Genomic DNA, 25,697 nt, shown 5'->3' with positions numbered 1-25,697 from the left:
TCATATATGATTTTAAGTCATATTTAATTTAACATATGCTTTAAGCAAAAATGAGTATCTTGCTATTGAATTCAATAACTAGATACAGTGTAGATTCGTTATAATAGTTCACACAGAATGCTTAAATTAATTATCTTTAAAAATTTAGCTTCATTAAAAAATAGCTTTGAAAGATTTCAATAAATCTTTCAAAGCTATTAATGTATTAAATGAAACACTGAAATCAGACGAAAGTGTATGCATTCTTATGCCTTTGTTTCAATATTTAGTCTATTCAAAATCATTGTATAAGCATCATTACCCCATTGTAACGAACGCTTTACTCTAGAAATCGTTGCAGTTGATGCACCAGACTCTTCTTCAATAGTTGCGTAAGTATAACCTTGTTTAATCATTTTAGCAACTTGAAGTCTCTGAGATAATGACTGTATTTCATTTACAGTACATAAATCATCGAAAAACTGATAACATTCTTCTCTGTTTTCTAGTGCTAAGATCGCATCAAATAATTCATCTAATGACTGACCTCTTAATTTTTCAATTTGCATCTCGAACAACCCCTATACAAATATTCTCTCATTATTTTAACTTACTAATTCGTTAAAGTGTAGTAGTTTCATGAAAAATGTATAGGAAATTAGAATCATTTGTCTTGTATTAAATTTGATTTAATTAAGATAAACCAGCACGTGCGAATATAGTGTCGACCTGATTAAGATGATGTTTAGGATCGAAGCAATCATCTAATTCTTCAGTTGATAGAACGTCAGTTATAGATGAATCTTGTTCAATTAGCTCTCTAAATGGTGTTTTTGTTTCCCAAGATTCCATTGCTTTAGGTTGAACTTTATCATAAGCTTCTTCACGTACCATGCCTTTATTAATTAATGCTAGTAGTACACGTTGTGAGAAGATTAAACCATACGTCTTATCAATATTATTTCTCATATTATCTTCATAAACTGTAAGTCGATCAACAATATTCGTAAATCGATTAAGTGCATAATCTAGAGCAATTGTCACATCAGGTAACATGATACGTTCTGCAGAAGAATGAGAGATATCTCTTTCATGCCATAAAGGAATATTCTCGTAGGCAGTAGTAATATACCCTCGAATCACACGAGATATACCTGTAATATTTTCAGAACCAATTGGATTTCTTTTATGTGGCATAGCTGATGATCCTTTTTGTCCTTTTGCAAATGCCTCTTCGACTTCTCTAGTTTCGGTTTTTTGTAAATTACGAATTTCTACTGCAAATTTTTCCATTGATGTAGCAATCAGTGCTAATGTAGCAATGTAATAAGCATGACGATCTCTTTGTAATGTTTGTGTAGAAACAGCTGCAGTGTCTATTCCTAAATGTTCACATACGTAAGCCTCAATTTCAGGTGGAATATTGGCAAATGTTCCTACTGCTCCACTCATTTTCCCTACTTCTATTTCTTTACGCACTTCTTTAAAACGCTTAAGATTACGTTTCATTTCAGTATACCAAAGTGCCATTTTCACGCCAAAAGTTGTAGGCTCAGCATGAACACCATGTGTACGCCCCATCATCAATGTATACTGATATTTTTTAGCTTTGGCAGCTAATACATCTATAAATCTTTCTAAATCTTTTTCAAGGATTTCATTTGCCTGTTTAATTACATAACTTAAGGCAGTGTCAACTACATCAGTGGAAGTTAATCCATAATGTACCCACTTACGTTCATCACCTAAAGTTTCAGAAACTTGGCGTGTAAATGCAACTACATCGTGTCGTGTTTCTTGCTCAATTTCTTTAGCGCGTTCAACATTTACCTTGGCATTTTCACGAATTTTTTTTACATCTTCTTTAGGAATATAACCTAACTCACTCCATGCTTCACACGCTAGAATCTCTACTTCTAACCATGCTTCATAGCGATTTTGGTCTGTCCAAATACTAGACATTTCATCTCTTGAATAACGTTCTATCATTCTTTGTAAACTCCTATCGTATGTATTATAGCTCCTACAAAAACTGTACATTATCACATTTTTTATAAGAAAAGTTCGTTTCTAAGCTTTCATCTATAGTTTAACAGAACTTGATTAAAATGTATAAGTGTTTATCTAGTTATTACTATTTTATTTGAATCAATCTAGAAACACAATCTAGTAAAAACTATAATTAGATGTAAGATAATGCTTTATTTAATTCTTAGTGTGAAATTTTCAACTCGTTTTGCCTATAAAATTTTATAACAACACTTTTCAGTTGAATCACCAAGTGTCTAAAAGCAATTGATATAAGACTGGCATTAACATTATGATCAGTAATCAATGCATAAAAATACCTAGGACAATAGTGGATGTCCTAGGCTTTATTATTCTATAGTTAATCTTATTTATTGGATTAACGCACCTACAAATATAATATCCTGTTTTAAAATCTCTATACTGCCATCTTTGTTCTCTTTATAAACTGGTTTCTCAATACGACGTATTGGCATAAATCCTTCTTTTTTCATTCTGTCGAGACAATCTGCAATTGTTTCTTGATCTTCAACTCTAAACTTTTTGCTCATTTGAGCTACCACCTACTATTTCTTCGTGATCTACTACAACTTCCAGTTGCTCTGGTTCATAAGCTTTCAGTTTACGTTTACGTACACCCTTAACCCAGAATCCTCCGTGAATATTTCTTGGTTCATACGCTATAATAAATGCCTTAGGATCTAAGTTCTTTACAGTATCCATTAACTTTAATTCATATTTTCTTGGTGTTAATATTTGCATTACCATTCGACTTCCATCTCTACCAAATGCTTCGTAGTGGGTGACACCATATCCTAAATTTCTTAATTCATTTGGTAAATCTAACTCATATTCCGATGAAGTAACATTGACAACTGTATAACCCAACGCAAGTTTTTCCTCGATTTTCATTCCTACTATAATACCGACGGAGAACCCTAATGCATAAGCAAAAATATTTTGAATTTGGTCTAGGCTAGACATTACTAACCCTAAACCAACGACATAAACTAAGACCTCCATAAAACTAACTACTGCTGCAACATAACGATAACCTTTCAAAGTCAATATCGTTCTCATTGTTAAAAATGTGACATAACATACATTAATTATAAAAATTGCTAAGACCATTAACCATGGATTTTGAGCAATTGCTGACATATTATTCCTCTTTTCTTACTTTTAAATCCAGATTATTTTATCAGTCGCCAATCATTTTGTCACTTATAAAATTTTCAATTGTTATTTTTAGGCCATGAGTATCGTGTATAAGCAAGTTCACGCTTATGTGCATTTCTAACATAATGTTTTTCGATTGTTTCACGAGCAGTTGCAGGAATTTCTTTACCTTCTAAATAATCATCAATATCATGATAAGATACGCCTAGTGCCTCCTCGTCTGGTAACTGAGGTTTATCATCTTCTAAATCAGCTGTTGGCACTTTTTCATAAAGGTGTTTAGGTGCTCCTAGATAAGCTAGTAATTGCTTACCTTGTCTTTTATTTAACCCAAAAATAGGTGCAATGTCCGCAGCACCATCTCCATATTTAGTGTAAAATCCAGTAATATTTTCGGCAGAGTGATCAGTTCCTAAAACTATACCTTGAGTATTAGAAGCAATTGAAAACTGAACTTTCATTCGTTCACGTGCTTTTTCATTACCTTTTTGAAAATCAGTAAGTTTGATGCCTGCTTCACTAAGTGATTGAACACTCTGATCAACTGCTGGTTTAATATTAACTGTATACGTTATGTCAGGATTAATAAACTCAAGTGCATCTTCTACTTCATGAGCGTCTTGTTGCACACCATAAGGTAATTTCACTGCTATAAATTTACAGTTACGTCCCTCTTCCTTCAATTCATTTACTGCTAATTGTGCTAACTTACCTGTTAGAGTGGAGTCTTGACCACCTGATATTCCAAGAACAAGAGTTTGTATAAATGAATGTGATTTTACATACGCTTTAATAAATTGCTTAATTTCTTGGATTTCCTTTACACTGTCAATTTGTTTTTTTACTTTCATTTCATTAACTACAACATCTTGCAATTTACTCATTTTCATCCTCCATCTCTTTAACGTGTTCAGCAACTTCAAAAATACGCTTATGCTTATTTTCCCAACATTTAGTGCTTAAATCTACTGGATAATCTTGTGGGTTAAGATATCGTTTATTTTCTTCCCATAAAATAGTTAAATTATTTTTAAGATAGTCCTGAGCTTCATATTCATCTGGAAGATGGTATACAAGTTTGCCATTTTCAAATATAGATTGATGTAGATTAACCGCTTTAAATGATTTAATAAACTTCATTTTATAAGTGTGAACAGGATGGAACATTTTCAATGGAGATTCGTCATTAGGATTTTCACCTTCAAGCGTGATATAGTCGCCCTCAGCCTTGCCTGTTTTATTATTAATGATACGATAAACATTTTTTTTGCCTGGTGTAGTGACTTTCTCAGCATTATTTGATAATTTAATACGATCACTCATTGTGCCATCGTCTGTTTCAATAGAAACCAATTTATAAACTGCACCTAAAGCTGGTTGATCATATCCTGTAATCAGTTTTGTACCTACTCCCCATGCGTCAACTTTAGCGCCTTGTGCTTTTAAACTTGTAATAGTCTGCTCATCCAAATCATTTGATGCGATAATTTTAGCTTCTGTAAAACCTGCCTCATCTAACATTCTACGAGCTTCTTTAGATAGATACGCAATATCACCAGAATCTAATCTGATACCTATAAAATTAATAGTATCTCCCAACTCTTTCGCAACCTTAATTGCGGTTGGTACTCCTGATTTTAAAGTATGGAAAGTATCAACTAAGAACACACAATTTTTATGTCGCTCAGCATACTTTTTGAATGCTATGTACTCATCACCATATGTTTGTACTAGTGCGTGTGCATGTGTGCCAGATACAGGTATATTAAAAAGTTTTCCTGCTCTAACATTACTTGTCGAATCAAACCCTCCAATAAAGGCTGCTCTAGCGCCCCACAGTGCAGCATCAATCTCTTGAGCTCTTCTTGTACCAAATTCCATCAAAGTGTCATGAGTTGCTATTTGACGAATTCGACTGGCTTTAGTTGCAATTAATGTTTGGAAATTAATGATATTTAACAAAATAGTTTCAATAAGTTGTGCTTGGATTAAAGGGGCTTCAACTCTTAATAATGGCTCGTTGCCAAAACAAATTTCACCTTCTTGCATAGATTTAATATTCCCAGTAAATTTCAAATCTTTTAGGTAGTTTAGAAAATCTTCTTTATAACCTATCGATTTTAAATATGTGATATCTTCATTTGTAAACCCAAAGTTTTCGATGAAATTCACAACGCGTTTCAATCCGTTAAATACCGCATATCCACTATTAAATGGCATTTTTCTAAAATACAAATCAAACACTGCTATTCTTTCATGGATACCATCATTCCAGTAGCTTTCAGCCATATTAATTTGATATAAATCATTGTGTAACATTAAGCTATCGTCGTTATATTGGTACACATTAACCTCTCCAATCGACCTAAATATTTACAATTAGTTTATCATAATTCATATATAGTAGGTACTTGCATGTTTGATTTACATTTATTTCTTAATAAATTCTAATTTAGTGTCGACAAATTTATGACAATTCCCTATATTATTCAAGAAACAGTATATGCTCACGTATAATGACGATTGAGGTGTTTTAAATGCTAATAGATAAAGCAAAATCATTTATTCAGACCATGTATAGCGAGTTAAAATATAATGCTAATGAAATTGAAAATAGAATGAAAGAGATTGAGCAAGAAATTAACTTGACTGGTAGTTACACACATACTTATGAAGAATTATCTTACGGTGCAAAAATGGCATGGAGAAACTCAAATCGTTGTATTGGTAGATTGTTTTGGGATTCTTTAAATGTTGAAGATGCCCGAGATGTATGTGACGAAAAAGAATTTATAAAATTTATACATACACATATTAAAGAAGCTACAAATGGTGGAAAAATCAAACCATATATTACAATTTTTAGTCCTGAAGATACACCTAAAATTTATAATAATCAATTGATCCGTTATGCTGGTTATGAAAATGCTGGCGATCCATCTGAAAAAGAGGTTACTCGTTTGGCTGAACATCTTGGTTGGAAAGGTAAAGGTTCAAATTTTGATATTTTACCTCTGATTTATCAATTGCCAAACGACACTATAAAAATACACGAACTTCCACATGATATTGTAAAAGAAGTTTCTATACATCATGAAAACTATCCCAAGCTTTCAAAATTAGGTTTAAAATGGTATGCAGTACCTATTATTTCAAATATGGATTTAAAAATCGGTGGTATTACTTACCCTACAGCACCTTTTAATGGATGGTATATGGTAACCGAAATTGCTGTACGTAATTTCACAGACACCTATCGTTATAATCTTTTAGAAAAAGTTGCAGAAGCTTTTGAATTTGATACACTTAAAAATAATTCATTTAATAAAGATCGAGCACTTGTAGAGTTAAATCATGCTGTGTATCATTCATTTAAAGCTGATGGTGTTTCTATTGTTGACCACTTAACTGCAGCGAAGCAATTTGAAATGTTTGAACGAAATGAACATCAACAAAACAGAGATGTTACTGGTAAGTGGTCTTGGCTGGCACCTCCACTTTCACCAACTTTAACTTCTAACTATCATCATGGATATGATAATACAATGCATCATACGAATTTCTTCTATAAAAAAGAAGAACCTATGAAGTGCCCTTTCCATTAATTTAAACGAGGTGGCATAATGCATTTATATTATCTAGGACCTAAAGGAACTTTTTCATATCTAGCGGCTAAGCAATTTGAATCACACGAACAGTATGACTTCATTCCATTATCTAACTTGCATGAAGTCATTCAATCCGTATCTAAAGATAAACAGGCTGTAGGAATTGTCCCTATTGAAAACTCTATTGAAGGTACTATCAACATCGTGGCAGATTCATTAGCACATCATGATGTATACGCACATGGTGAAATTCAACTAGATATAGATTTTTCACTTTACGGTCATCATTCAAATTCACTTGATGATATTCATAAAGTATATTCAATTGCTCCAGCAATCAGTCAAACAATAAACTACATTCATCGTCAACAGTTTGACTATGATTATGTAGATAGCACTATTCAAAGCCTTAACATGATAAAAGATGGTATTGGAGCAATAGCTCCTCTTGGGAGTGGGGAGACTTATGGTTACCATACTTTAGATCAACATATACAAGATTATCCTCATAATGTAACTAGATTTTTAGTAGTAAAAAATCATACTCATTTTATTGAACATCCAAACACTACTATCTTTCTTATCACGCCTAAGTATGATAAGCCAGGACTTTTAGCCAGTGTTTTAAATACTTTTACTTTATTCAACATAAATTTATCGTGGATTGAATCTAGACCACTTAAAACTCAATTAGGAATGTATCATTTTTATGTTCAAGCCGATACTGCTATAAATAATGATGTGAATAAAATTGTTTCAATTTTAGAGACTTTGGATTTTCAAGTTAAAATCATAGGAGCTTTTAACAAGAAAAACTAACTTTACATGAATTGTAAAAATTCTTGAAAACACTATATTTTTTTACAATTCCATAAAGTTAAAAGGCTAGGACATAATTCCTAGCAAAATAACCCGTAAATGAGTTTTTTATAAATTCATTTACGGGCTTCTTTATTTACAATACTTCGTATAGTTGGATTGCTTTCTTAGGGGACAGCTTCATCCTGTAGTCTTCAGATTGTCCTGTTCCCTCAAGAATCTCTCCAAAATACTTTATGTTTATATGCCATTTTACATTGAAATACTTAAAAATAAGGCCCTTTCGTATAATTTAATAAATACCACTAAACTAAATTAACAAGGTGCCTAATGTATAAAGAATATAATGCGGCTCAACTTACTTTACCAAAGGAAACTTCAGTCCTTATCCCCACTAATGATAGTGTAGAAACAATTCCTAAGACTGAATACAGACATTATCGTGGTGCAACATCTTTTCTTGTCACATTTTCTATTTTAATCGTGTGAATATGTGTTGGTCATCAAGTTCTATCAAAATTTCGTTAATCATTTTACCTATTAAAGATTGTACTCTTATATTTTTACTAAATGATTCAATGATTAATATATTTCTGAATCTTTAATTACTAATTTTTTTCACATCAATACTCTTGATTTTGATTTTTGTTTGTTCCTGATTTAAAGTAAGTCCATTAATATTTTCTAAATGTATTGATTGTGAAGCATCTTCAAATTGATTTGCCGCTATAAAAACGTGTTGATGTCGGACGTTATGATAACTTCTAATATGAATCGCATCTCTTTTCATCTTCCCAATAAAAGTATTACCTATCACATTGAAATTCTCGCCAGCTTGAGTTTCCATCACTTGTCCTGTAATAGGATCGGCAGCATTTTTACCATCTTTCACTCCAAGAAATCTTATTCCACCATTACAATTTATAAATTTATTTTTTGTAATAAATGTGTCTTTTGACTTTAGAGGAGTTAAAGCATACTCATTTAAATTATCAAAGATGTTTTGATTGATATGAATGTTTTCATAATAGCAGTTATATCTACTGGCATGAGAGCCAATAGCTCTATTCCACGCTTTCATTTTAGGATGATCTGAACGACCAAAATAGCATTTTTCAATGACAACATTTTTCGTAATCGTTCCATCTGTAGTTCCAAATTTAGGAAAAGCGCCAGGTACTTGTATATCCAATTGTACTGCTTCAGAGAAAGAACGATCTCCATCAATATCAAGAAATCCTTTAAAATCACATTCTGATATGTGTAAACCATTGATTCCACATGCGTCGAGTGCATGCCCCCCAACAATATTTTTGAATGTTACACCTAAAATTTGAATGTCTTCTGCATGTCCCATGCACATGGCTGTATTATTATATGGATATTCGCCTCCATTCATATCAAAAGTTCCTCCTTTAATATAAATGTGACTATTTCCATTATAGCCGTGATATAGCTTTAAACGTCTACCATTTTTTAATAGTGCGTCTTTCCCTTGTCTTAAAAGTATTGCACCTTCATCCAATAACAATGTTGTAGAATCATAAATAACTAAAGCTTTTCTGATATAATAAGTTCCTTTAGGTATATAAACAGTGTGTCTGCCTTTTTTTGCGTAATTTAATGCTTTTTGAATCGCTCTTGTATCCTTATATTTACTTTTTCCTTTTAATCCGAAATCTTTTGCATTGATAAACATGTTATAACTCCTCATATATTTTAAATAATGATTGTGTGCTTAAAGTAAAGTCTATATACTATAATTACATTTCGTTTTAATTATGGTATATATTTTTATGCCAATTTAATTTAAACGATTACAAAAGTCTTAGCTTTATATAAATATACCAATCTAACGCTTTTCAAACACATATTGGGAGGATGTTCTAATGAGTAACAAAGCATTAATCATTGTAGATTACTCTTTTGATTTTATTGACGATAATGGTAAATTAACATGTGGCAAACCTGGACAAGAAATTGAAACTTTTATTACTCAACGTATAAAAAATTATCATGATAATCAACAGGAAATATTTTTCCTAATGGACTTGCATTATGAAAATGATCAATTTCATCCTGAAAGTAAATTATTCCCCAATCATAATATTCATCAAACACCAGGTCGTGAGCTATATGGGGAGGTAGGAAGATTATACAACTCTATTAAAGACCAAATGAATGTACATTATTTAGATAAAACGAGATACGATTCATTCTACGGCACGCCATTAGATAGTTTATTACGTGAAAGACAAATCAATGATATTGAAATTGTGGGTGTTTGCACGGATATTTGTATTTTGCATACCGCTGTTTCAGCATACAATTTAGGTTATAACATCACTATCCCAATTAGAGGCGTAGCATCATTTAACCAAGATGGTCATCAATGGGCACTCTCTCATTTTAAAAATTCCCTTGGTGCAAAAGTAGAAGATTAAACAACAATCATGATAAAATATGATTAACAATATATGTATAAGGAGATATTGAAAATGACAAAAACTTTTATTTTCGGTCACAAAAATCCAGATACTGATGCTATTTCTTCAGCTTTAATTATGGCTGATTTTGAGCAACAAACTGGTAATACTGAAGCAAAAGCTTATCGCTTAGGTGAAATAAGTGCGGAAACTCAATTTGCACTAGATCATTTTAACGTAGAAGCTCCAGAATTATTAAACGAAGATTTAAAAGGACAAGATGTTATTTTAGTCGACCATAACGAGTTTCAACAAAGTGCAGATACCATTTCAAACGCAACAATTAAACATGTGATAGATCATCATAGAATTTCTAACTTTGAAACAGCTGGCCCTTTATACTATAGAGCAGAACCTGTTGGTTGTAGTGCAACAATTTTATATAAAATGTATAAAGAGCGTGGATTTGAAATCAAACCAGAAATCGCTGGACTTATGATTTCAGCTATCATTTCTGATAGTTTATTATTTAAATCACCTACCTGCACAAAAGAAGATGTAGATGCTGCTCAAGCACTTAAAGATATTGCAAATGTTGATTTAGAAGCATATGGTTTAGAAATGTTAAAAGCAGGTGCTTCAACTACAGACAAATCTGCTGAAACACTTGTCAATATGGATGCTAAATCATTCAATATGGGAGATTATGTAACACGTATTGCTCAAGTCAATACTGTAGATATTGATGAAGTTTTAGATCGTAAAGATGAATTTGAAAAAGTTATGTTAGAAATGAGTGCCAATGAAAAATACGATTTATTCGTTCTTGTAGTTACTGATATTATTAACAGCGATTCTAAAATCCTTGTAGTTGGTGCTGAAAAAGATAAAGTTGGAGAAGCATTTAAAGTACAACTAGATGATGGTATGGCTTTCTTATCTGGCGTTGTATCACGAAAAAAACAAGTTGTTCCTCAAATCACTGAAGTTTTAACACAATAATTTTAAAAGCATTAAAACTATGTTGTTGCCCACGATATATTTTTTCATCCTAGAGTAATTTCTCAGTAGTTGATTGATTTAATAACACATTGATATCAGGTGTTATTAAATTGTTAGTTCTAAATTTCAGGAGTGGACTAAGAATTCGATATGAATTCTATTCCACTCCCTTTTTGTAACTTTTTAAACAAAATTTTTATATTTAAGAAGAAATAATCACTAATCCTTTTATGTTCTCATTTAATATATTCAGGACTATCTCAACCTCTTTACCAAAAAAATAATTTGGAGGTAATTTTATGACAATAATTAGAGATAAATTTAACAATTGTAAAGCTTTTTTTAATACGCATAAAACAAAAAACCTTAAATTCCGAAAACAACAACTTAAATTACTAAGTAAAAATATCAAAAATCATGAAAATGAATTATTAGATGCCTTATATAAAGATTTAGGTAAAAGTAAGGTTGAAGCATACGCAACTGAAATAGGTATGCTTTTGAAAAGCATAAAACTAATGCGCAAAGAGTTAAAAAATTGGTCGAAAACCAAACAAACGGATACACCACTCTACTTATTCCCTACAAAGAGTTATATTAAAAAAGAACCTTACGGTACGGTGCTTATTATAGGACCATTTAATTATCCGGTTCAATTAGTTTTCGAACCTCTCATAGGAGCAATAGCTGCCGGAAATACTGCTATAGTTAAACCTTCAGAGTTAACACCTCATGTTGCTATTGTGATTAGGGACATCATTGAAGATACATTTGATGAAACATACGTCTCTGTTGTTGAAGGTGGCATTGAAGAAACTCAAACGTTATTAAGTTTACCATTTGATTATATATTCTTTACTGGAAGTGAAAAAGTCGGAAAAATTGTCTATGAAGCTGCAGCAAGAAAATTAATTCCAGTTACTCTTGAACTTGGCGGTAAATCACCTGTTATTGTCGATGATACAGCCAATATCAAAGTAGCGAGTGAGCGTATTAGTTTTGGTAAATTTACAAATGCTGGTCAAACGTGTGTCGCTCCAGATTATATATTAGTTCAGCGGAAAGTTAAAAATGATTTAATAAAAGCGCTTAAAAAAACAATTACTGAATTTTACGGAGAAAATATTGAAAAAAGCCCTGATTTCGGACGGATTGTTAATCAAAAGCACTTTAATCGGTTGAATGACTTGATTCAAATTCATAAAGATAATGTTGTTTTTGGAGGTAATAGTTCTAAGGAAGATTTATATATTGAACCAACTCTTTTGGATAATATAACCAATGACAATAAAATCATGAAAGAAGAAATATTCGGTCCCATTTTGCCTATCATTACTTATGATAATTTCGATGAAGTACTTGAAATCATCCAAAGTAAATCAAAACCATTAAGTTTGTATCTTTTTAGCGAAGATGAAAACATGACACATAGAGTGCTTGAAGAATTATCATTTGGGGGCGGTGCAATTAACGATACGTTAATGCATTTAGCTAATCCTAACTTACCTTTCGGTGGCGTAGGTTCTTCAGGCATAGGTCAATATCATGGTAAGTATTCCTTTGATACATTTAGTCATATGAAATCATATACATTTAAATCTACACGTCTAGAATCGAGTTTATTTTTCCCTCCATACAAAGGTAAATTTAAATATATTAAAACCTTCTTCAAGAACTAGTGTTAGTTATCTCCATATGAATTGCCCTTGAGTGATATACAGAGTTTTGTTATTTAATCTCATAATCACTCAAGGGCTTTTATATCGCTTTTATATTATTCAAAGACATCTTATAGTAGTACACAGACACCTTCATTAGCTATAGCTTTTTTATCTTTTAATGAAAGTTTGCCAGTTATGTTATCACGCTCAAAAATTGAAACTTTTGATTCTCCTTCTTGATGTGCGCAAATTAAATAATTATCTGATTCAGTTATATTAAAATCTCTTGGAAAGGCATCGTAACTTGGTTGTATTTCAATACTTCTCAGTGACCTGCCATCTTTTAAAACTTCAAAAATAGCAATACTATCATGCCCTCTATTACTTATATATAAGTGCTTCCCATCATGTGATAGTCTTACTGCTGCTAGTTTCGATTCCCCATCAAAGTCTCTTGGAATAGTTGAATGTCTTTCTAGCTCAATGAACTTACCATCTTGGTATTCTGTAACACTCACCTCATTTGACAGCTCATGAACGATATACGCGTGTCGCCCATCTTTACTAAAAGCGATGTGGCGAGGTCCGTCTGAATTATTGAATTGAGAAACTGCATATTGGTTTAAACCATCCTCACCAAATTTGTATGTTACAACTCTATCTGTACCTAAATCAGTAGCTACAACATACTTATGATCAGGTGTTTCATTTAAAAAATGAACATGTGATGAATCTTGTCTTTCATGTGAGCCAGTTGGAAATTCATGCGCAAGTTCTTCTATTAATTTCTCTATTGCTCCCGTAATTTCATTTAATTTATAAATCCTTGCAAGTCCTGCACCATAAACCGCTTCAAATAAATATTTACCATTACTAGACACTTGAATGTAACAGCCAGTTCCCTGTTTTGATGCTAGACATTTATTAATTAATTCAAGTTGTCCATCTTCTTTAATATTAAAACTAGCTACACCACATTCTTCACCTTCTTTAGTAATCGCATATAAAAACGATTCCTTACGAGTAAGATAAGTTGACGCTTCAATTTCATAACCAGTTTCTAACGCTTCAATGACTCCTGTTTCGTCATTTAATTTGAAGCGATATATACCCTTACCATTCTTTTTAGTATAAGAACCTATGTAACCTAATGTCATACCAAAACCTCCATAAAATCATTAATCATTGATTCAATTTTACCTTTAAGTATATTTAATTTACAACGAAAAGTCATTTTACATATTACCTTACTACTTATGATAACGAAATCAAATTAGAAATTACTTCTATCACACTAAAACATCACGAACAATTATATTGCCAAAAACTTTATATTGAAAAACAGAACAAATGTTCGTATAATGATACTATAAGGATTGAGGTGATTGAATAATGAAAGATATATTTAATGAAATGGATTACCGTAATATACCACAAGACATGCTAGATAAAAATATTCCTACCGGTCGTGGTATGGTTAAATGGGCACCATTCGCAACTTTACCAGAACAGTTTGAAACAATTTATCAATATATGATAGATCAAAATAAAGTGAGCAGACCAGTGCTTTCAGACGACCAACTTTCGCAACTAAATATACATTTACATGAAGCACTACAACAATCACGCCCAGTCAATATCAAATATTACGAAGAAGGATATATTAACTTTATAGAGCTCATTGTACATCGAATTGATTCAATAAATTATGAGATTGAAGGTACTGCTCCTCATTCAAGAGAACGTCATAAAGTTTCATTTTTAGACATTATAGATATTTCTTTTATATAAAGAGTACAAGAGAATTTATTATGAATTTCTCATTTTACACTTATATAACCACCAACATACTTAGTGTTATCTAAAGCCTTTCTGAATGAAACCATTTAATTATTAATTTTAGAATTCAATAATTAATTTTGACTGATAATTGGTAAAATCAACTAATAAAAATAAGCCTACACATCTCAATGATGTACAGGCTTATTCCTAAATTATTATAAATTAATTGTTGTTTTCGATATCAGAAACGATTTCTTTCGTTTTTCTTTCGATATCTTCAAAGTCTTTTTTAAAAATATAAGCAAAGGCAACTACACCGATGCCTACTACTACTGTAGTAATAGTTAATAAACTAAAGACAAATTTGAATAACCCTTTAATAAAGTTCCACATTAGTTTTCACCTCTATAATTAATATGCATAGCTACATTTCATAATGATAGCATACTTAACTTCATCATTAAATATATACCCTTTTTACGGATAATTATTCTAAATATGAATATAAATTATGATAATATATCAACTAAAGATGCTTAAAATGAAACAATTAAATGATTTCTTTAATCATGGTACACACAGATTAACTTAGCAACCAAGATTTTAATTTATCAGTGATTACTTTGTAATTATCAATATTCAGAATGATCACTCCTATTGAGATAATGTCATTGTCTTAATTTAGATTGTATGATTTACATAAATCAAGTTCAATTAATACTAAGTTACTTTTATATTACATTGAAGTAAAAATATAAGGAGAGATTATAAAATGCAAAAAGTACGTTCTGATATAATGACTCATCGCGGTTCGCACTATGATTTAGGAGTAAATACTGCTCTTTGGTTACAAACCACTCCTTTATTAAAAAATCGAAATAAAGAATGGCGAAAGAGAATTCCACGTTTTGATATTGATGTCAAAGAAACCTATGATATATTTCAAGTCTATTCACCACAGATTTGGGAAGAAATAATTGGCATGCAAGATGTATTGAATCTACCTACAAAACAAATGATTTTAAATTTTGGCCATTATCGATTTACTGATTTAAAGGACAGTGGCTGCACAGTATATAAAGGTAGTGATTTTTTAGTTCGAAATTATGATTATCATCCTGCAACGTATGATGGTAGATACTTATTATTTCAACCTAATGACGGGGGATTATCTCAAATAGGACCGACTTCAAGAGTGACTGGTAGAATGGATGGTATGAACGAGTATGGTTTAGTTATGGCATATAATTTTATGCATCGTAAAAAGCCTGAAAATGGGTTTGTATGTTACATGGTTGGTCGGCTTATACTTGAAAACTGCAAAAATGTAACTGAAGCAATCAAATTTTTAAAAGAAGTACCGCACCGTAGTTCATTCAGTTATATACTAATGGATAGACATTCGAATTATGCCATTGTCGAAGTTACACCTCGATCAATAGATGTAAGGTATGAACATATATGTACAAATCATTTTGAATTGCTTACCCATGAAAATAGAAATTATACAAGAGAATCTAAAGAACGCTTAAATCGTGTAATAAATAAAACAACTCCTTCTACAAACAAAGATATCGCATTCAAATTATTTAACGATCCGCAATACGAAATCTATAGCAAACTATTTAAAAGTTGGTCTGGTACAATTCATACTTCACTATATGAACCTAATTCATTAATAGCATGGATGGCATTAGGTCAAAACAGTCATCCAACCTCAATCAATTTCTCTAATTGGTTAAAAGGTGAGAAATTGAATATAAATTACTTTGAAGGCGAAATAGATACACCATTAACTTTTGCCACATACTAATTAAAAATTCGACCCTATCTTAATAAATCAAAGGGTCGAATAATTTATATTATTTATTCAATTATAATATCGCCATCTAAAGTGTAAAATTCCAATATATTATCGCTGTTTCCTACTTTTCCTTTGTCGAAATATCGATTTTTAATTTCTTTATTTCCATGACCAGGATGAAGTTTAAGCAAGGTGTTTTTGGGTTTTTCGCCAAAATGATAATTAATATTACCTTTTTGTGTAGAAGCTTTTATATCATTGCTAGATTTCATGTCCGTCATGGAAATATCACCTCTATTAACCAAGAAAACAGTATCACTTAATGTACTATTTTTAACATGAGTTAAGCCCTTATCAAGCTTCATACGACCTTCCCTGATTAAACAGTCTGTAATATAAAAATTTGCTTTAGAGGATTCGATATTTAGCTGATTGAGTTCAGACCGTTTAAGTTGTATAATTCTATCAGTTTCCAATGATACATGTTTCAAATTCACTTGATTTAAATCAATTTCTCCCAATAACGATTGAATATTAAGAGATTTAAGGTCTTTTTCTGGTACAACAATTGTTAGCTTCCTATTATTTGAGTGAAATGGATTAAAATTTAATCCATATCCTCTATCTACTGCACGTTTTTCTTTAATACTTAACCTTTTATTATTTTTTGTAACATTTATTTTATTATCTCCAGTAAAATAAACAGCTAATTTTTTCCCAGAAATTACATTAACATTGGTTGTTACTGTACTTATTGATAAATGTTCAATTTTACTATTTATAGTTTTGTTATAATGTCGATTATCGTATTTGTTTTTATCTATAGTAAACCACGTCATAGTACCACTAGCAAAGAAAATGATAAATATGATTAAACCACTAATAAAAAGCTTTTTCATTCTTTAACGCTTCCTTTAACAGTCTTTATATACCAAAGAAGATATTTCAAAATAAGTTTATGAATTATTTCACCAATTTTCAAAGTAATAACAATAAACATAATTCCTAAACCTGTAAAAGAAATTGAAAAAAACACATTACTTATAGCATTTTCGAAACCATGTAATACTGAATAAAATAATAAAACAAATGGTGCAAAGATAAAACAAATAGAAATAAGGAAACAGAGTAGAATAAGTAATGCAATGATAACAACCGGTATTAAAATAATAAATAACGACAAAATACCAAGACTTAACGATGCTAGTATTGCTCTTACGATGTTTGCTAAGGTTGGTTTGTAACTAGCATAATGAATAGCACTTCTAGCTTTTACTTCTTTGGAAATATGATAAGGATCATTTAACTTTTTTATAATTTGTGATTCACTAATCCCTTTCAACTCTTCTTCATAGAATAAGTTTTCATACTTGTGCATAATACTATCTTTTTCTTCTCTAGGTAAATCATCTAAAGCTAATTCTAATTCATTTAAGAAGGTTATTTTATCCATATTTACGCACGCTCTCAATCTGAACTAAAAAATATCTAATACTTTTTTGATTATTATTTACTAAAGAACTCAATTCTTTTAACAATGTTATCTTTATATAAAATATTTAATTTCAGTTTATTAAAACGGTCTACATATGTCATTGAGTGATAATTTTTACCTACTTTATTAATCTTGTAGTTTTCTCCCAATTTATTGATGACTTTATCAATTGGGTCACCCATTTTAACACCAAAATTTGTTTTAACTTTATCATCTTTGACTAAAACCATGCCTTTAACCTTATGCGTTTTATTTTTTACTTTTACTGTAAAATCTTTATGATTTTTATTATTGTAAAAGGTATATCTATCTAACTTAATTTTCTTATTAACCACAAATCCTTTTTGATTAAAACCATGATTTAAACTAATATGATTCACACTGTAACCAGATAAATCCACAGATTTTATACTTTTATAATAAGTCAAACCTATCAATAAAGAAATAGCTCCAGTTAAAAAAATAGCGAATATTAACCATCTACTTTGAATTCGCACCTGAGTCACCACTTTCACTCTTGTTCTAATTAATATAGCATATGCACAATGTAGTTTCATCTAACAAGATAGTCACATTATTTAATATACATATATTAAGTTATTTTAATTTCTTTAAACTCAAAAATTTGATATAACATTTTAAATTATTCAAAGGAGGGTTTTTATATAAGAAATTTAAAAACTTATTTTAATAAAAGTCAAACACTCAATGAATTCATTAAGGAAATACAAGTAAATAAAGACAATTTATTATCCATTTATAATTTCTTCCACCTATCACTTAATGATGCACGTTTAAATCAATTAAGAGAATCGAATTATTCTAAGGTGCTTATAATTAAAGAGTATTGGTGTGGCGATGCCATGATTAACATTCTAATATTAAAGTATATTATTGAATTTCTGAACATCGAAGCAAGAGTTTTTCATAGAGATGATGATACACATCTGATTGATCAATATTTAACAAATAGTTAATCAAGTGCTATCCCTAGCTTTGTCTTCATGAACGATTTATTCAAACGATTAACAGTTTGGGGACCAAAAGCAAAAGAAGTACAAATTTGTCAATAAAATTAGAAGTAATAAGTTGCCAGATAAAACCCATCCTAATTTTTGAGGATTGACTTAAAGAAACACATATCATTATTAGTCAAAGGTATAAAATTAATTCAATATTTTGGAATAAGTTTTAACTCAATAATAAATCTACTTGTATATAAATAAAACGAGTGGGACAGAACTCGTCATGAATTCTATGTCCCACCCTATAAAATACACCTCATAAATTTTAATTAATGACTAAACAATTTTTATATGTCTGAGTCACTTAACTAACTTCTCCGCGTTTTATTATTTAAATATCTCTCTTTGAGGCATATAACATATTTGCAATAAATAAGACCACTATTGATGCAATAGAGATAAACCATTGCCAATGAGAGAATTTAATCTCACCAGTCATTTTTTCAGTTAAATACGTAAATGGTATATATTTAAATGAATCTTGAATATCATCGCCAATATTCGGAATCATTGGAATAAATGGCTGAATAAACGGAACGATGAGTATTAAGAAAATACCTAGAGTAAATATGACAGCAGGTTTTTCTACTATTAAAGTGATTAATAATAAGAATAATCCAAAGAATAAAAAGAAAATAAGGTAAAACCAAATATTATTTAAAAATCTATCTCCATCCATTTTTTCACTTTTAGTTGTAGATTGTATAATAATTATTACCAAGTAGTGAATAATTGTAAATAAGAATGAAATTAATACAATAGATACTGTTTTAGTAATGATATAGCCCATTCTGCTAGTTATTCTGCTCATAAACAATTGTATAGTACCTTGTGAGTAATCTCTTGTTATTGTTTTTATAATGAATAAAAGTCCAGCAAACAAGAAAAGCCAATTAGCTAAATTAAAAACCATATCTATATTAACTTTATGTGCAGAACTATAATTTGCCATCATGCTAGCTTGGAATACCGTCATTCCAATTACAAGTATAAATGCTAAATAAGTATACGGACTTTTAAGTATACTAATTAAATCATATTTGACTAATTGTAAGCTCTTCATTATTTATCACCTCTTTGATTAATATTAAAGTAAGTATCACGTAGTGAACTTTTACGTGTTTCAATATATTTTGGATATATATCTAGTTGGGATAACGATTTAAGTAACTCTCTATAATCATTTTGAGCTTTAATGATAATTTCTCCAGATTCTTTTTGAGACTGCTGTACTTTAAAGTTTTCAGAAAGATAATCTAAAGCTTTATTAAAGTCATCTTTTTGTAAAGTAAGAATGGTACTATCCTCTGGTCCCCCATCTTTCATATCTACATCTTGAACGAACTTACCATCTCTAAGAAATACTGCTCTATCACAAATCAATTCAATGTCTTCTAATTTATGACTTGAGATTAATATTTTCATTTCTAATTGTTGAACAAGTGATTGAATTGTCTTTAGTACATCTATCGAACCATCTGGATCCATACCATTTGTAGGTTCATCTAAAATTAAGTATTTAGGTTTGTTCATTAATGAAAGTGCAATTGATAATTTTTGTTTCATTCCCATTGAATATTTGTTAACTTTTTTCTTGATATATGGTTTCATTCCAAAAGCTTCAATAATATGATTTGCATATTCCTTATCGAAACCATCGCCTAATACTTGTGCAAATAATTTTAAGTTAAATAAACCTGTCTTATTTCCATATAACTTAGGATGCTCAATTAAATAGCCAACATTCTCACTTTTAGGCATGTCGACCTTTCCTTGATAGTTAATAATGTTATTATTCATGACCTTCATCAAAGTTGTTTTACCAACTCCATTTTTACCGATAAGACCAACGATTTGACTCTCGCCAAAATCAAAATCTATATCGTCTAAAACAGTATTTTGACCATATTTTTTTGTGATATGTTGTAATTTCATCATAGACCTCCTTAAAAATGTTAATTCTTTATTTTTTTAATTTGAATCAAATAATTAATGACTAAGAAAATGCTACTTATAACTAATAGACCATAATTTAAGAAATATGAGTATATCATTGGGATATGGCTATCATTGTGTGTAAGATAATTGATTAAGATGAAAACGACCGATAAAGTAAATGGCAGAACCACCATAATCCCTACAATATAAGCTAAATATGGGATATCTCGATCTTTACGTTCAGTACTCTTACTAAACGCTATAGGTATAGAAAAGAAATTTCCTACAATGAATGAAAAAGTCGTCGAAAAATAAATCGAATCTGTTTTTATTGTGCTTGTATTGTATCCATATAAACTAATGATAAGCGCACCTATAAAAGTTAATAAAATACACGTCATGTAATTAGCGTTAAGCAAATCTTTCTTTGAAACAGGCAAACTATAAAAGAAATAATATGAAGATGAACCACCTAATCTACGGTTAACTCTAAATAAATGACCTATATCTATCAAGCATATCATCGTCAGTATTAATCCGATTGGTCCTGAGATAATTGAATATAATGGTGTATGTTTATTTAACAAATGATAAATGGGGAAGAATAAAAGCAATAATGCGTAAAGAATTAATGTCCAACTACGTAATTTTAAGTTTCTAATCATTAATTGCTTCATAGTTAAATCTCACTTTGTGTTTTGAATTTGTATTTCGTTCCTGTTTACTTTTTTCTAAATAAATCATCAATTGTTCTATAGATGCATCTTTTATTTCAACGCCACTACCAAATAATTCATTAAATGTTTGATAATATTCTGTTAAACCAATGTAGCCTGTTTGCTTACTTTCTTTGTATATCAACAGTTCATTCAACTCTTCATCTAAGTCTTCATTAGAACCACTGACGATTTTGTATTTTTGCGATAGTTTATCCCTAGACTCATTGAATATGATTTCACCCTCACTGAGAAAAACGATATAATCCGCAATTTTTTCTAAATCAGAAATAATATGTGTTGAAAAGAAAACTGTCTTATTTTCATCTATCAATTCTTGTTGAATAATTTCAAGTAATTCATTTCTTATTAACGGGTCTAACCCTGAAGTTGGTTCATCTAAGATAAATAATTCTGCATGATGACTGAATGCAATTGCTAACGATAGTTTCATTTTCATACCAGTTGAGAAAGTTTTTATTTTATTTTTATATGGAAGTTGAAAAAAATTTAAATACTTTATAAATATTTCATGATCCCAACGATCATAAAAAGGGGCAATAATATTTTCTAATTTTTTTACTGTCCATTTTTGATTAAAATAAATCTCAGAATACACAAATCCAATTTTATTTTTTATTTCACGAGGATGGATTTTTATATCTTTCTCAAAAACAGTGATCGTACCACTTTCAGATTGAATTAAATCCATAATTAATCGTATTATTGTAGTTTTCCCCGCACCATTTCCACCTATAAAACCTGTAACATATCCTTTAGGAACATTGAAGGAGACATCTTGCAATTGAAATGCGTTAGATCGATAATTAACATCTTTAAGTTCTATCGCGTTCATTAGTCGTCCTCCTCATAAATCATAGTCAATATTTCTATTAATTCCTCTAAAGGCATTCCAATTGTTTTGGCTTCTTTTGACATAGAGTGAGCTAAATTTTCAATAACAAAAAATTGCTTTTCCTTTAGAATAGAATTATCTTGTTCCTTTACAAAGGTTCCTTTACCTCTAATAGTTGTTACAAACCCATCTTTTTCCAAATCTTCATATGCTCGTTTTGTCGTTATTAAACTCACTTTTAAATCTTTAGCTAACTCACGCATTGATGGAAGATGTTCACCAGGGGAAACATAACCTTTCAAAACATTTTCTTTAATTTGTTGTTTAATCTGTTCATATATAGGACTTTCACTATTGTTCTTCAAAATTATTTTCATTAATGTCCCCCTTTTCTTCTGTATATACATAATATATACAATATATACACTTTTGTAAAGTGATTTCGGAAAAAATAGTAGAAATCTCTATTTCATAAGGGATATACTGTATATATCATCTATATACAAAAAGGATGAAACTGAATTCATTTGAATTCTACATTTCATCCTAAAAATTAGATATTTTACCAAATTTCGCCAAATATTTACTAAGATCCTTTTAAAATTACTGTTGAAACAGCAAAATATACTTCACCTGTTTAATTTTATGTACTTAAAACTTAAAGTAATATTTGAAGTTTTATCACATGAATGTGTCTATTTTTTTTTACGCTCATTATGTCTATTAATAAAGGCACAAATCATAAACATAATTGCTGCTAGCAATAATTTTATCCCTTGCGAATCGTGATCTGTCGCTTGTAAATAATACCCAACTATAAATAGTACAATAGCTAATCCAACAAATATTTTAGTCAAGTGTTTCATTTATTTCACCTCAGTAATATAAAAGTATATCAAATTAAAACAAAACTATGAACCACACTCAATAGCATCACTTTATATAATATTGTTTGCGGTCTATTTAGTACAGTGTTACAATTTAATTGTATCCACGTATTATACTACACAACCCCAAGTCTGGTACCAGCAGACTTGGGGTTTTTTGGTCATCTATTTGCCTTTCCATTTTATTTCCAACCAAATACGAAAGACAATGAGTATGCCACCGGTAATTAATGTTATGATTCCATCTTGCCACCACGTCATTATACTACACCTCCCAAAAAGATGAGTGTCATATAATATGATGACCTATCAATAGTTTAACATAAAAACAGAACATATGTTCTGTTTTTGGTAGATAATTTTTAATTTATAACTTTAGTACAACACTTTATCTTTAAAGCAATACAAGATAATATATATATAAACACTTTATTGAAAAGAGGTTAAGACAATGATGAATCCATTAGCCCAAAAATTGAATGATGAAATAAAGCAATCAAGTCCAGAAGTATTAGATATGATGTCACAATTAGGTAAAGAGATGTTTTATCCAAAAGGAATTTTATCACAATCCGCCGAAGCAAAACGTACTACATATAATGCTACTATTGGTATGGCAACCAAAAAAGAAGGTAAAATGTACGCAGATTCACTTAACCAAATGTTTAATGACCTTACACCGGATGAAATTTTCCCATATGCACCTCCTCAAGGTGTAGAGGAATTACGTGATTTATGGCAGAAAAAAATGCTTAAAGAAAATCCCGACTTAAAGTCAAAATCTATCTCTCGTCCCATCGTTACAAACGCGCTCACGCACGGTCTCTCTCTAGTAGCTGATTTATTTGTAGATACAGAAGATACCATCTTATTACCGACACACAACTGGGGCAATTATAAACTTGTATTTAGTACACGTCACGGTGCTCATATCGATACGTATTCTATTTTTGATGACTCAGGACACTTCACTACATCTGAGCTTGTAAAAACATTAAAAGAATATAAAAAAGACAAAGTGATTATGATTTTAAATTATCCTAATAACCCAACTGGTTACACACCAAATAAAGAAGAAGTTAATACTATTGTAGATGCAATTGAAGAATTAGCTAATAAGGGTACTAAAGTAGTAACTGTTGTCGATGATGCATACTATGGGTTATTTTATGAAGAAGTTTACCAACAGTCGATTTTCACGGCTTTAACACAGGTTAAATCTTCAAACCTTTTACCAGTGCGTTTGGATGGAGCTACTAAAGAATTCTTCTCTTGGGGATTCCGTGTTGGCTTTATGACGTTTGGAATTAATCATGAAACGTTAAAAAATGCACTAGAAGCTAAAGTAAAAGGATTGATTCGTAGCAATATTTCAAGTTCTCCGCTACCTTCTCAGAGTGCTATCAAACATGTACTTAAACATCATGAGCAATTTGATAAAGAAATCGATCAAAATATCAATATTTTAAAAGAACGCTACGAAGTAACTAAACAAGTGGTGTACGATAATAAATATACTAAATATTGGCAAGCCTATGACTTTAATTCAGGATACTTTATGTCATTGAAATTAAATCAAGTCGATCCAGAAGAATTACGTAAACATTTAATTAATAACTATTCAATTGGTATTATTGCTTTAAATAGCACAGATATTCGTATTGCCTTTAGTTGTGTAGAAAAAGAAGATATTCCTTATGTCTTTGAGTCTATTGCTAATGCAATTGATGATATTAAATAAGTTTAAGGGGCTGGGATTATGAATGCTCTCTATTCACAGTCCCAGTTCTATTCTTATCTTGATTGATTTGTTCTTGAAAACTATGTGTTAAAACCTTTTCATTTAATTTGATATGATGTAATTTTTACTAAAAAATATTAATTATATTTTCTTCGGATATAAATTTTAAGAATCTTCACAATTTAGTTAGTCGACCCTTTAATAATTTATTGTTTTATTTTTGTGATTTAAGTACAAAAAGCTAAAACGAATAAATTGATACTCAGTACATTAGTTTTTGACTTTTGATTTCTATCTCCATTATCTCGAAGTTGAGCCTCTGTGATTTTTCTACAATGATTATTTATCAAGTAACTACACTCGCCACCCTATTCTTTAAGTTTTTAAATAGAAAAAGTGTGGATTGTACACCCACACTCTATGACTAACTATTCTCTTATTTTATTTCTAAATAATCCTAATAAACCTAAACCAGCAAATAACATTATTAAAGCAGGGTTTTGAATATCGTTTGCTTTACCTGTTTCCGGTAATTTATCTTGTACATCATTGTTAATGTCTTTCTTAGAAGTTGTTGTAATTTCGTCTTCTTTGTCTTTCTTAGTTATTTTTGTGTCTTTCTCGTCTATGTCGTTATTTGGTGTTTTTGTGTCTTTAGATTTTTTCTCGTCTTTAACGCTATTTAGTTTTGTTGGGCTTTTTTCCTCTCTATCTTTTTTCGGAGTTTTTGTGATTTTCTTTTCTTTGTCTT

The 25,697-nt window shown here is 30.3% G+C and carries 28 protein-coding genes and 1 pseudogene; 10 read left to right on the top strand and 19 right to left on the bottom strand.

Annotated features, from left to right (window positions below):
* Nucleotides 1-245 precede the first annotated feature (245 nt).
* The 6 genes from HMPREF3058_RS02185 to HMPREF3058_RS02160 all read right to left on the bottom strand — a co-directional run bounded on the left by HMPREF3058_RS02185 (nucleotide 246) and on the right by HMPREF3058_RS02160 (nucleotide 5,532).
* On the bottom strand, nucleotides 246-548 hold the full coding sequence (locus tag HMPREF3058_RS02185) for a YerC/YecD family TrpR-related protein (protein WP_002458557.1): 303 nt from the start codon (nucleotides 546-548) through the stop codon (nucleotides 246-248).
* A 124-nt stretch (nucleotides 549-672) separates the two neighbouring features.
* A complete protein-coding gene (gene purB / locus HMPREF3058_RS02180) occupies nucleotides 673-1,968 on the bottom strand; it encodes an adenylosuccinate lyase (RefSeq protein ID WP_002458558.1) in 1,296 nt (431 codons plus the stop codon).
* Nucleotides 1,969-2,378: 410 nt separating this feature from the next.
* Nucleotides 2,379-2,558 (bottom strand): NETI motif-containing protein, encoded by a 180-nt coding sequence (locus tag HMPREF3058_RS02175; RefSeq protein ID WP_002447465.1) that lies wholly within the window; start codon nucleotides 2,556-2,558, stop codon nucleotides 2,379-2,381.
* Nucleotides 2,542-3,168 (bottom strand): DUF2179 domain-containing protein, encoded by a 627-nt coding sequence (locus tag HMPREF3058_RS02170; protein ID WP_001830398.1) that lies wholly within the window; start codon nucleotides 3,166-3,168, stop codon nucleotides 2,542-2,544. The genes HMPREF3058_RS02175 and HMPREF3058_RS02170 overlap by 17 nt, the downstream gene beginning before the upstream one ends.
* Before the next feature lie 74 nt (nucleotides 3,169-3,242).
* On the bottom strand, nucleotides 3,243-4,070 hold the full coding sequence (gene nadE / locus HMPREF3058_RS02165; RefSeq protein ID WP_002487354.1) for an ammonia-dependent NAD(+) synthetase: 828 nt from the start codon (nucleotides 4,068-4,070) through the stop codon (nucleotides 3,243-3,245).
* Nucleotides 4,063-5,532, bottom strand: a complete 1,470-nt coding sequence (locus HMPREF3058_RS02160) for a nicotinate phosphoribosyltransferase (RefSeq protein WP_002487360.1) — start codon at nucleotides 5,530-5,532, stop codon at nucleotides 4,063-4,065. Before HMPREF3058_RS02160 ends, nadE begins: the two co-directional genes overlap by 8 nt.
* A gap of 191 nt (nucleotides 5,533-5,723) precedes the next feature.
* Between HMPREF3058_RS02160 and HMPREF3058_RS02155 the strand changes: the two genes are divergently transcribed.
* The 3 genes from HMPREF3058_RS02155 to HMPREF3058_RS12270 all read left to right on the top strand — a co-directional run bounded on the left by HMPREF3058_RS02155 (nucleotide 5,724) and on the right by HMPREF3058_RS12270 (nucleotide 8,102).
* The gene (locus HMPREF3058_RS02155; RefSeq protein WP_002487309.1) at nucleotides 5,724-6,791 is read left to right on the top strand and encodes a nitric oxide synthase oxygenase; all 1,068 of its coding nucleotides are present in this window, start codon (nucleotides 5,724-5,726) and stop codon (nucleotides 6,789-6,791) included.
* An 18-nt stretch (nucleotides 6,792-6,809) separates the two neighbouring features.
* Nucleotides 6,810-7,613, top strand: a complete 804-nt coding sequence (locus tag HMPREF3058_RS02150; protein ID WP_002447470.1) for a prephenate dehydratase — start codon at nucleotides 6,810-6,812, stop codon at nucleotides 7,611-7,613.
* A 330-nt stretch (nucleotides 7,614-7,943) separates the two neighbouring features.
* Complete coding sequence (locus HMPREF3058_RS12270) at nucleotides 7,944-8,102, top strand: hypothetical protein (protein ID WP_002447471.1); 159 nt, start codon at nucleotides 7,944-7,946, stop codon at nucleotides 8,100-8,102.
* Nucleotides 8,103-8,214: 112 nt separating this feature from the next.
* Here HMPREF3058_RS12270 and HMPREF3058_RS02145 read toward each other — a convergent pair whose 3' ends face one another.
* Nucleotides 8,215-9,312, bottom strand: coding sequence for a glycosyl hydrolase family 28-related protein (locus tag HMPREF3058_RS02145; protein WP_002447472.1), 1,098 nt, complete (start codon nucleotides 9,310-9,312; stop codon nucleotides 8,215-8,217).
* A 190-nt stretch (nucleotides 9,313-9,502) separates the two neighbouring features.
* On the opposite strand from HMPREF3058_RS02145, the gene HMPREF3058_RS02140 reads away from it, so the two are divergent.
* From HMPREF3058_RS02140 to HMPREF3058_RS02130, 3 genes are all read left to right on the top strand, one after another.
* Nucleotides 9,503-10,057, top strand: a complete 555-nt coding sequence (locus HMPREF3058_RS02140; RefSeq protein WP_002447473.1) for a cysteine hydrolase family protein — start codon at nucleotides 9,503-9,505, stop codon at nucleotides 10,055-10,057.
* A 54-nt stretch (nucleotides 10,058-10,111) separates the two neighbouring features.
* Nucleotides 10,112-11,041, top strand: coding sequence for a manganese-dependent inorganic pyrophosphatase (locus tag HMPREF3058_RS02135; protein ID WP_002458565.1), 930 nt, complete (start codon nucleotides 10,112-10,114; stop codon nucleotides 11,039-11,041).
* Between the two features lie 299 nt (nucleotides 11,042-11,340).
* Nucleotides 11,341-12,720 carry an aldehyde dehydrogenase gene (locus HMPREF3058_RS02130; RefSeq protein WP_002475608.1) on the top strand — a complete coding sequence of 460 codons (1,380 nt, stop codon included), beginning with the start codon at nucleotides 11,341-11,343 and terminating at the stop codon, nucleotides 12,718-12,720.
* 110 nt (nucleotides 12,721-12,830) lie between these two features.
* On the opposite strand, the gene HMPREF3058_RS02125 is transcribed toward HMPREF3058_RS02130, so the two are convergent.
* The gene (locus HMPREF3058_RS02125; protein ID WP_002491495.1) at nucleotides 12,831-13,859 is read right to left on the bottom strand and encodes a 6-phosphogluconolactonase; all 1,029 of its coding nucleotides are present in this window, start codon (nucleotides 13,857-13,859) and stop codon (nucleotides 12,831-12,833) included.
* Between the two features lie 235 nt (nucleotides 13,860-14,094).
* Between HMPREF3058_RS02125 and HMPREF3058_RS02120 the strand changes: the two genes are divergently transcribed.
* Entirely contained in the window at nucleotides 14,095-14,493 is a 399-nt protein-coding gene (locus HMPREF3058_RS02120; protein ID WP_002491499.1) for a YolD-like family protein, read from the top strand.
* A gap of 213 nt (nucleotides 14,494-14,706) precedes the next feature.
* Here HMPREF3058_RS02120 and HMPREF3058_RS02115 read toward each other — a convergent pair whose 3' ends face one another.
* Entirely contained in the window at nucleotides 14,707-14,877 is a 171-nt protein-coding gene (locus HMPREF3058_RS02115) for a hypothetical protein (protein ID WP_002491512.1), read from the bottom strand.
* Between the two features lie 379 nt (nucleotides 14,878-15,256).
* Between HMPREF3058_RS02115 and HMPREF3058_RS02110 the strand changes: the two genes are divergently transcribed.
* Complete coding sequence (locus HMPREF3058_RS02110) at nucleotides 15,257-16,297, top strand: C45 family autoproteolytic acyltransferase/hydrolase (RefSeq protein WP_002491543.1); 1,041 nt, start codon at nucleotides 15,257-15,259, stop codon at nucleotides 16,295-16,297.
* 53 nt (nucleotides 16,298-16,350) lie between these two features.
* Here HMPREF3058_RS02110 and HMPREF3058_RS02105 read toward each other — a convergent pair whose 3' ends face one another.
* The 3 genes from HMPREF3058_RS02105 to HMPREF3058_RS02095 are packed head-to-tail and all read right to left on the bottom strand — an operon-like array spanning nucleotide 16,351 to nucleotide 18,280.
* Nucleotides 16,351-17,187, bottom strand: coding sequence for a DUF4097 family beta strand repeat-containing protein (locus tag HMPREF3058_RS02105; protein ID WP_002491493.1), 837 nt, complete (start codon nucleotides 17,185-17,187; stop codon nucleotides 16,351-16,353).
* Nucleotides 17,184-17,741, bottom strand: a complete 558-nt coding sequence (locus HMPREF3058_RS02100) for a DUF1700 domain-containing protein (RefSeq protein WP_002447480.1) — start codon at nucleotides 17,739-17,741, stop codon at nucleotides 17,184-17,186. Before HMPREF3058_RS02100 ends, HMPREF3058_RS02105 begins: the two co-directional genes overlap by 4 nt.
* A 53-nt stretch (nucleotides 17,742-17,794) precedes the next feature.
* Nucleotides 17,795-18,280 carry a hypothetical protein gene (locus tag HMPREF3058_RS02095; protein ID WP_002491507.1) on the bottom strand — a complete coding sequence of 162 codons (486 nt, stop codon included), beginning with the start codon at nucleotides 18,278-18,280 and terminating at the stop codon, nucleotides 17,795-17,797.
* 168 nt (nucleotides 18,281-18,448) lie between these two features.
* Here HMPREF3058_RS02095 and HMPREF3058_RS11540 point away from each other — a divergent pair.
* Nucleotides 18,449-19,009 (top strand): annotated as a pseudogene (locus HMPREF3058_RS11540) (thioredoxin family protein).
* Between the two features lie 130 nt (nucleotides 19,010-19,139).
* On the opposite strand, the gene pmtD reads toward HMPREF3058_RS11540, so the two are convergent.
* The 6 genes from pmtD to HMPREF3058_RS02065 all read right to left on the bottom strand — a co-directional run bounded on the left by pmtD (nucleotide 19,140) and on the right by HMPREF3058_RS02065 (nucleotide 23,184).
* Nucleotides 19,140-19,871: a phenol-soluble modulin export ABC transporter permease subunit PmtD gene (pmtD, locus tag HMPREF3058_RS02090; protein ID WP_002487326.1), complete on the bottom strand. Its 732-nt coding sequence runs from the start codon at nucleotides 19,869-19,871 to the stop codon at nucleotides 19,140-19,142.
* Nucleotides 19,871-20,743 (bottom strand): phenol-soluble modulin export ABC transporter ATP-binding protein PmtC, encoded by an 873-nt coding sequence (pmtC, locus tag HMPREF3058_RS02085; protein WP_002487353.1) that lies wholly within the window; start codon nucleotides 20,741-20,743, stop codon nucleotides 19,871-19,873. Before pmtC ends, pmtD begins: the two co-directional genes overlap by 1 nt.
* A gap of 20 nt (nucleotides 20,744-20,763) precedes the next feature.
* Nucleotides 20,764-21,423, bottom strand: a complete 660-nt coding sequence (gene pmtB / locus HMPREF3058_RS02080) for a phenol-soluble modulin export ABC transporter permease subunit PmtB (protein ID WP_002499514.1) — start codon at nucleotides 21,421-21,423, stop codon at nucleotides 20,764-20,766.
* Nucleotides 21,404-22,318, bottom strand: coding sequence for a phenol-soluble modulin export ABC transporter ATP-binding protein PmtA (gene pmtA, locus HMPREF3058_RS02075; protein WP_002490544.1), 915 nt, complete (start codon nucleotides 22,316-22,318; stop codon nucleotides 21,404-21,406). Before pmtA ends, pmtB begins: the two co-directional genes overlap by 20 nt.
* Nucleotides 22,318-22,695 carry a PSM export ABC transporter transcriptional regulator PmtR gene (locus HMPREF3058_RS02070; RefSeq protein WP_001830364.1) on the bottom strand — a complete coding sequence of 126 codons (378 nt, stop codon included), beginning with the start codon at nucleotides 22,693-22,695 and terminating at the stop codon, nucleotides 22,318-22,320. The genes pmtA and HMPREF3058_RS02070 overlap by 1 nt, the downstream gene beginning before the upstream one ends.
* 318 nt (nucleotides 22,696-23,013) lie before the next feature.
* Nucleotides 23,014-23,184, bottom strand: coding sequence for an SE1626 family protein (locus tag HMPREF3058_RS02065; protein ID WP_001832481.1), 171 nt, complete (start codon nucleotides 23,182-23,184; stop codon nucleotides 23,014-23,016).
* A 475-nt stretch (nucleotides 23,185-23,659) separates the two neighbouring features.
* On the opposite strand from HMPREF3058_RS02065, the gene HMPREF3058_RS02060 reads away from it, so the two are divergent.
* Nucleotides 23,660-24,946, top strand: a complete 1,287-nt coding sequence (locus HMPREF3058_RS02060; protein ID WP_002499513.1) for an aminotransferase class I/II-fold pyridoxal phosphate-dependent enzyme — start codon at nucleotides 23,660-23,662, stop codon at nucleotides 24,944-24,946.
* Nucleotides 24,947-25,374: 428 nt separating this feature from the next.
* Here HMPREF3058_RS02060 and HMPREF3058_RS02055 read toward each other — a convergent pair.
* On the bottom strand, nucleotides 25,375-25,697 hold a 323-nt coding region (locus HMPREF3058_RS02055), incomplete at its 5' end, for an LPXTG cell wall anchor domain-containing protein (RefSeq protein WP_141755959.1).

Origin of the sequence: Staphylococcus sp. HMSC068G11 (assembly GCF_001815825.1) — a bacterium.
In the GTDB taxonomy this organism is placed as follows: domain Bacteria; phylum Bacillota; class Bacilli; order Staphylococcales; family Staphylococcaceae; genus Staphylococcus; species Staphylococcus epidermidis.
This window is presented reverse-complemented; position numbering and strand designations above follow the sequence as displayed.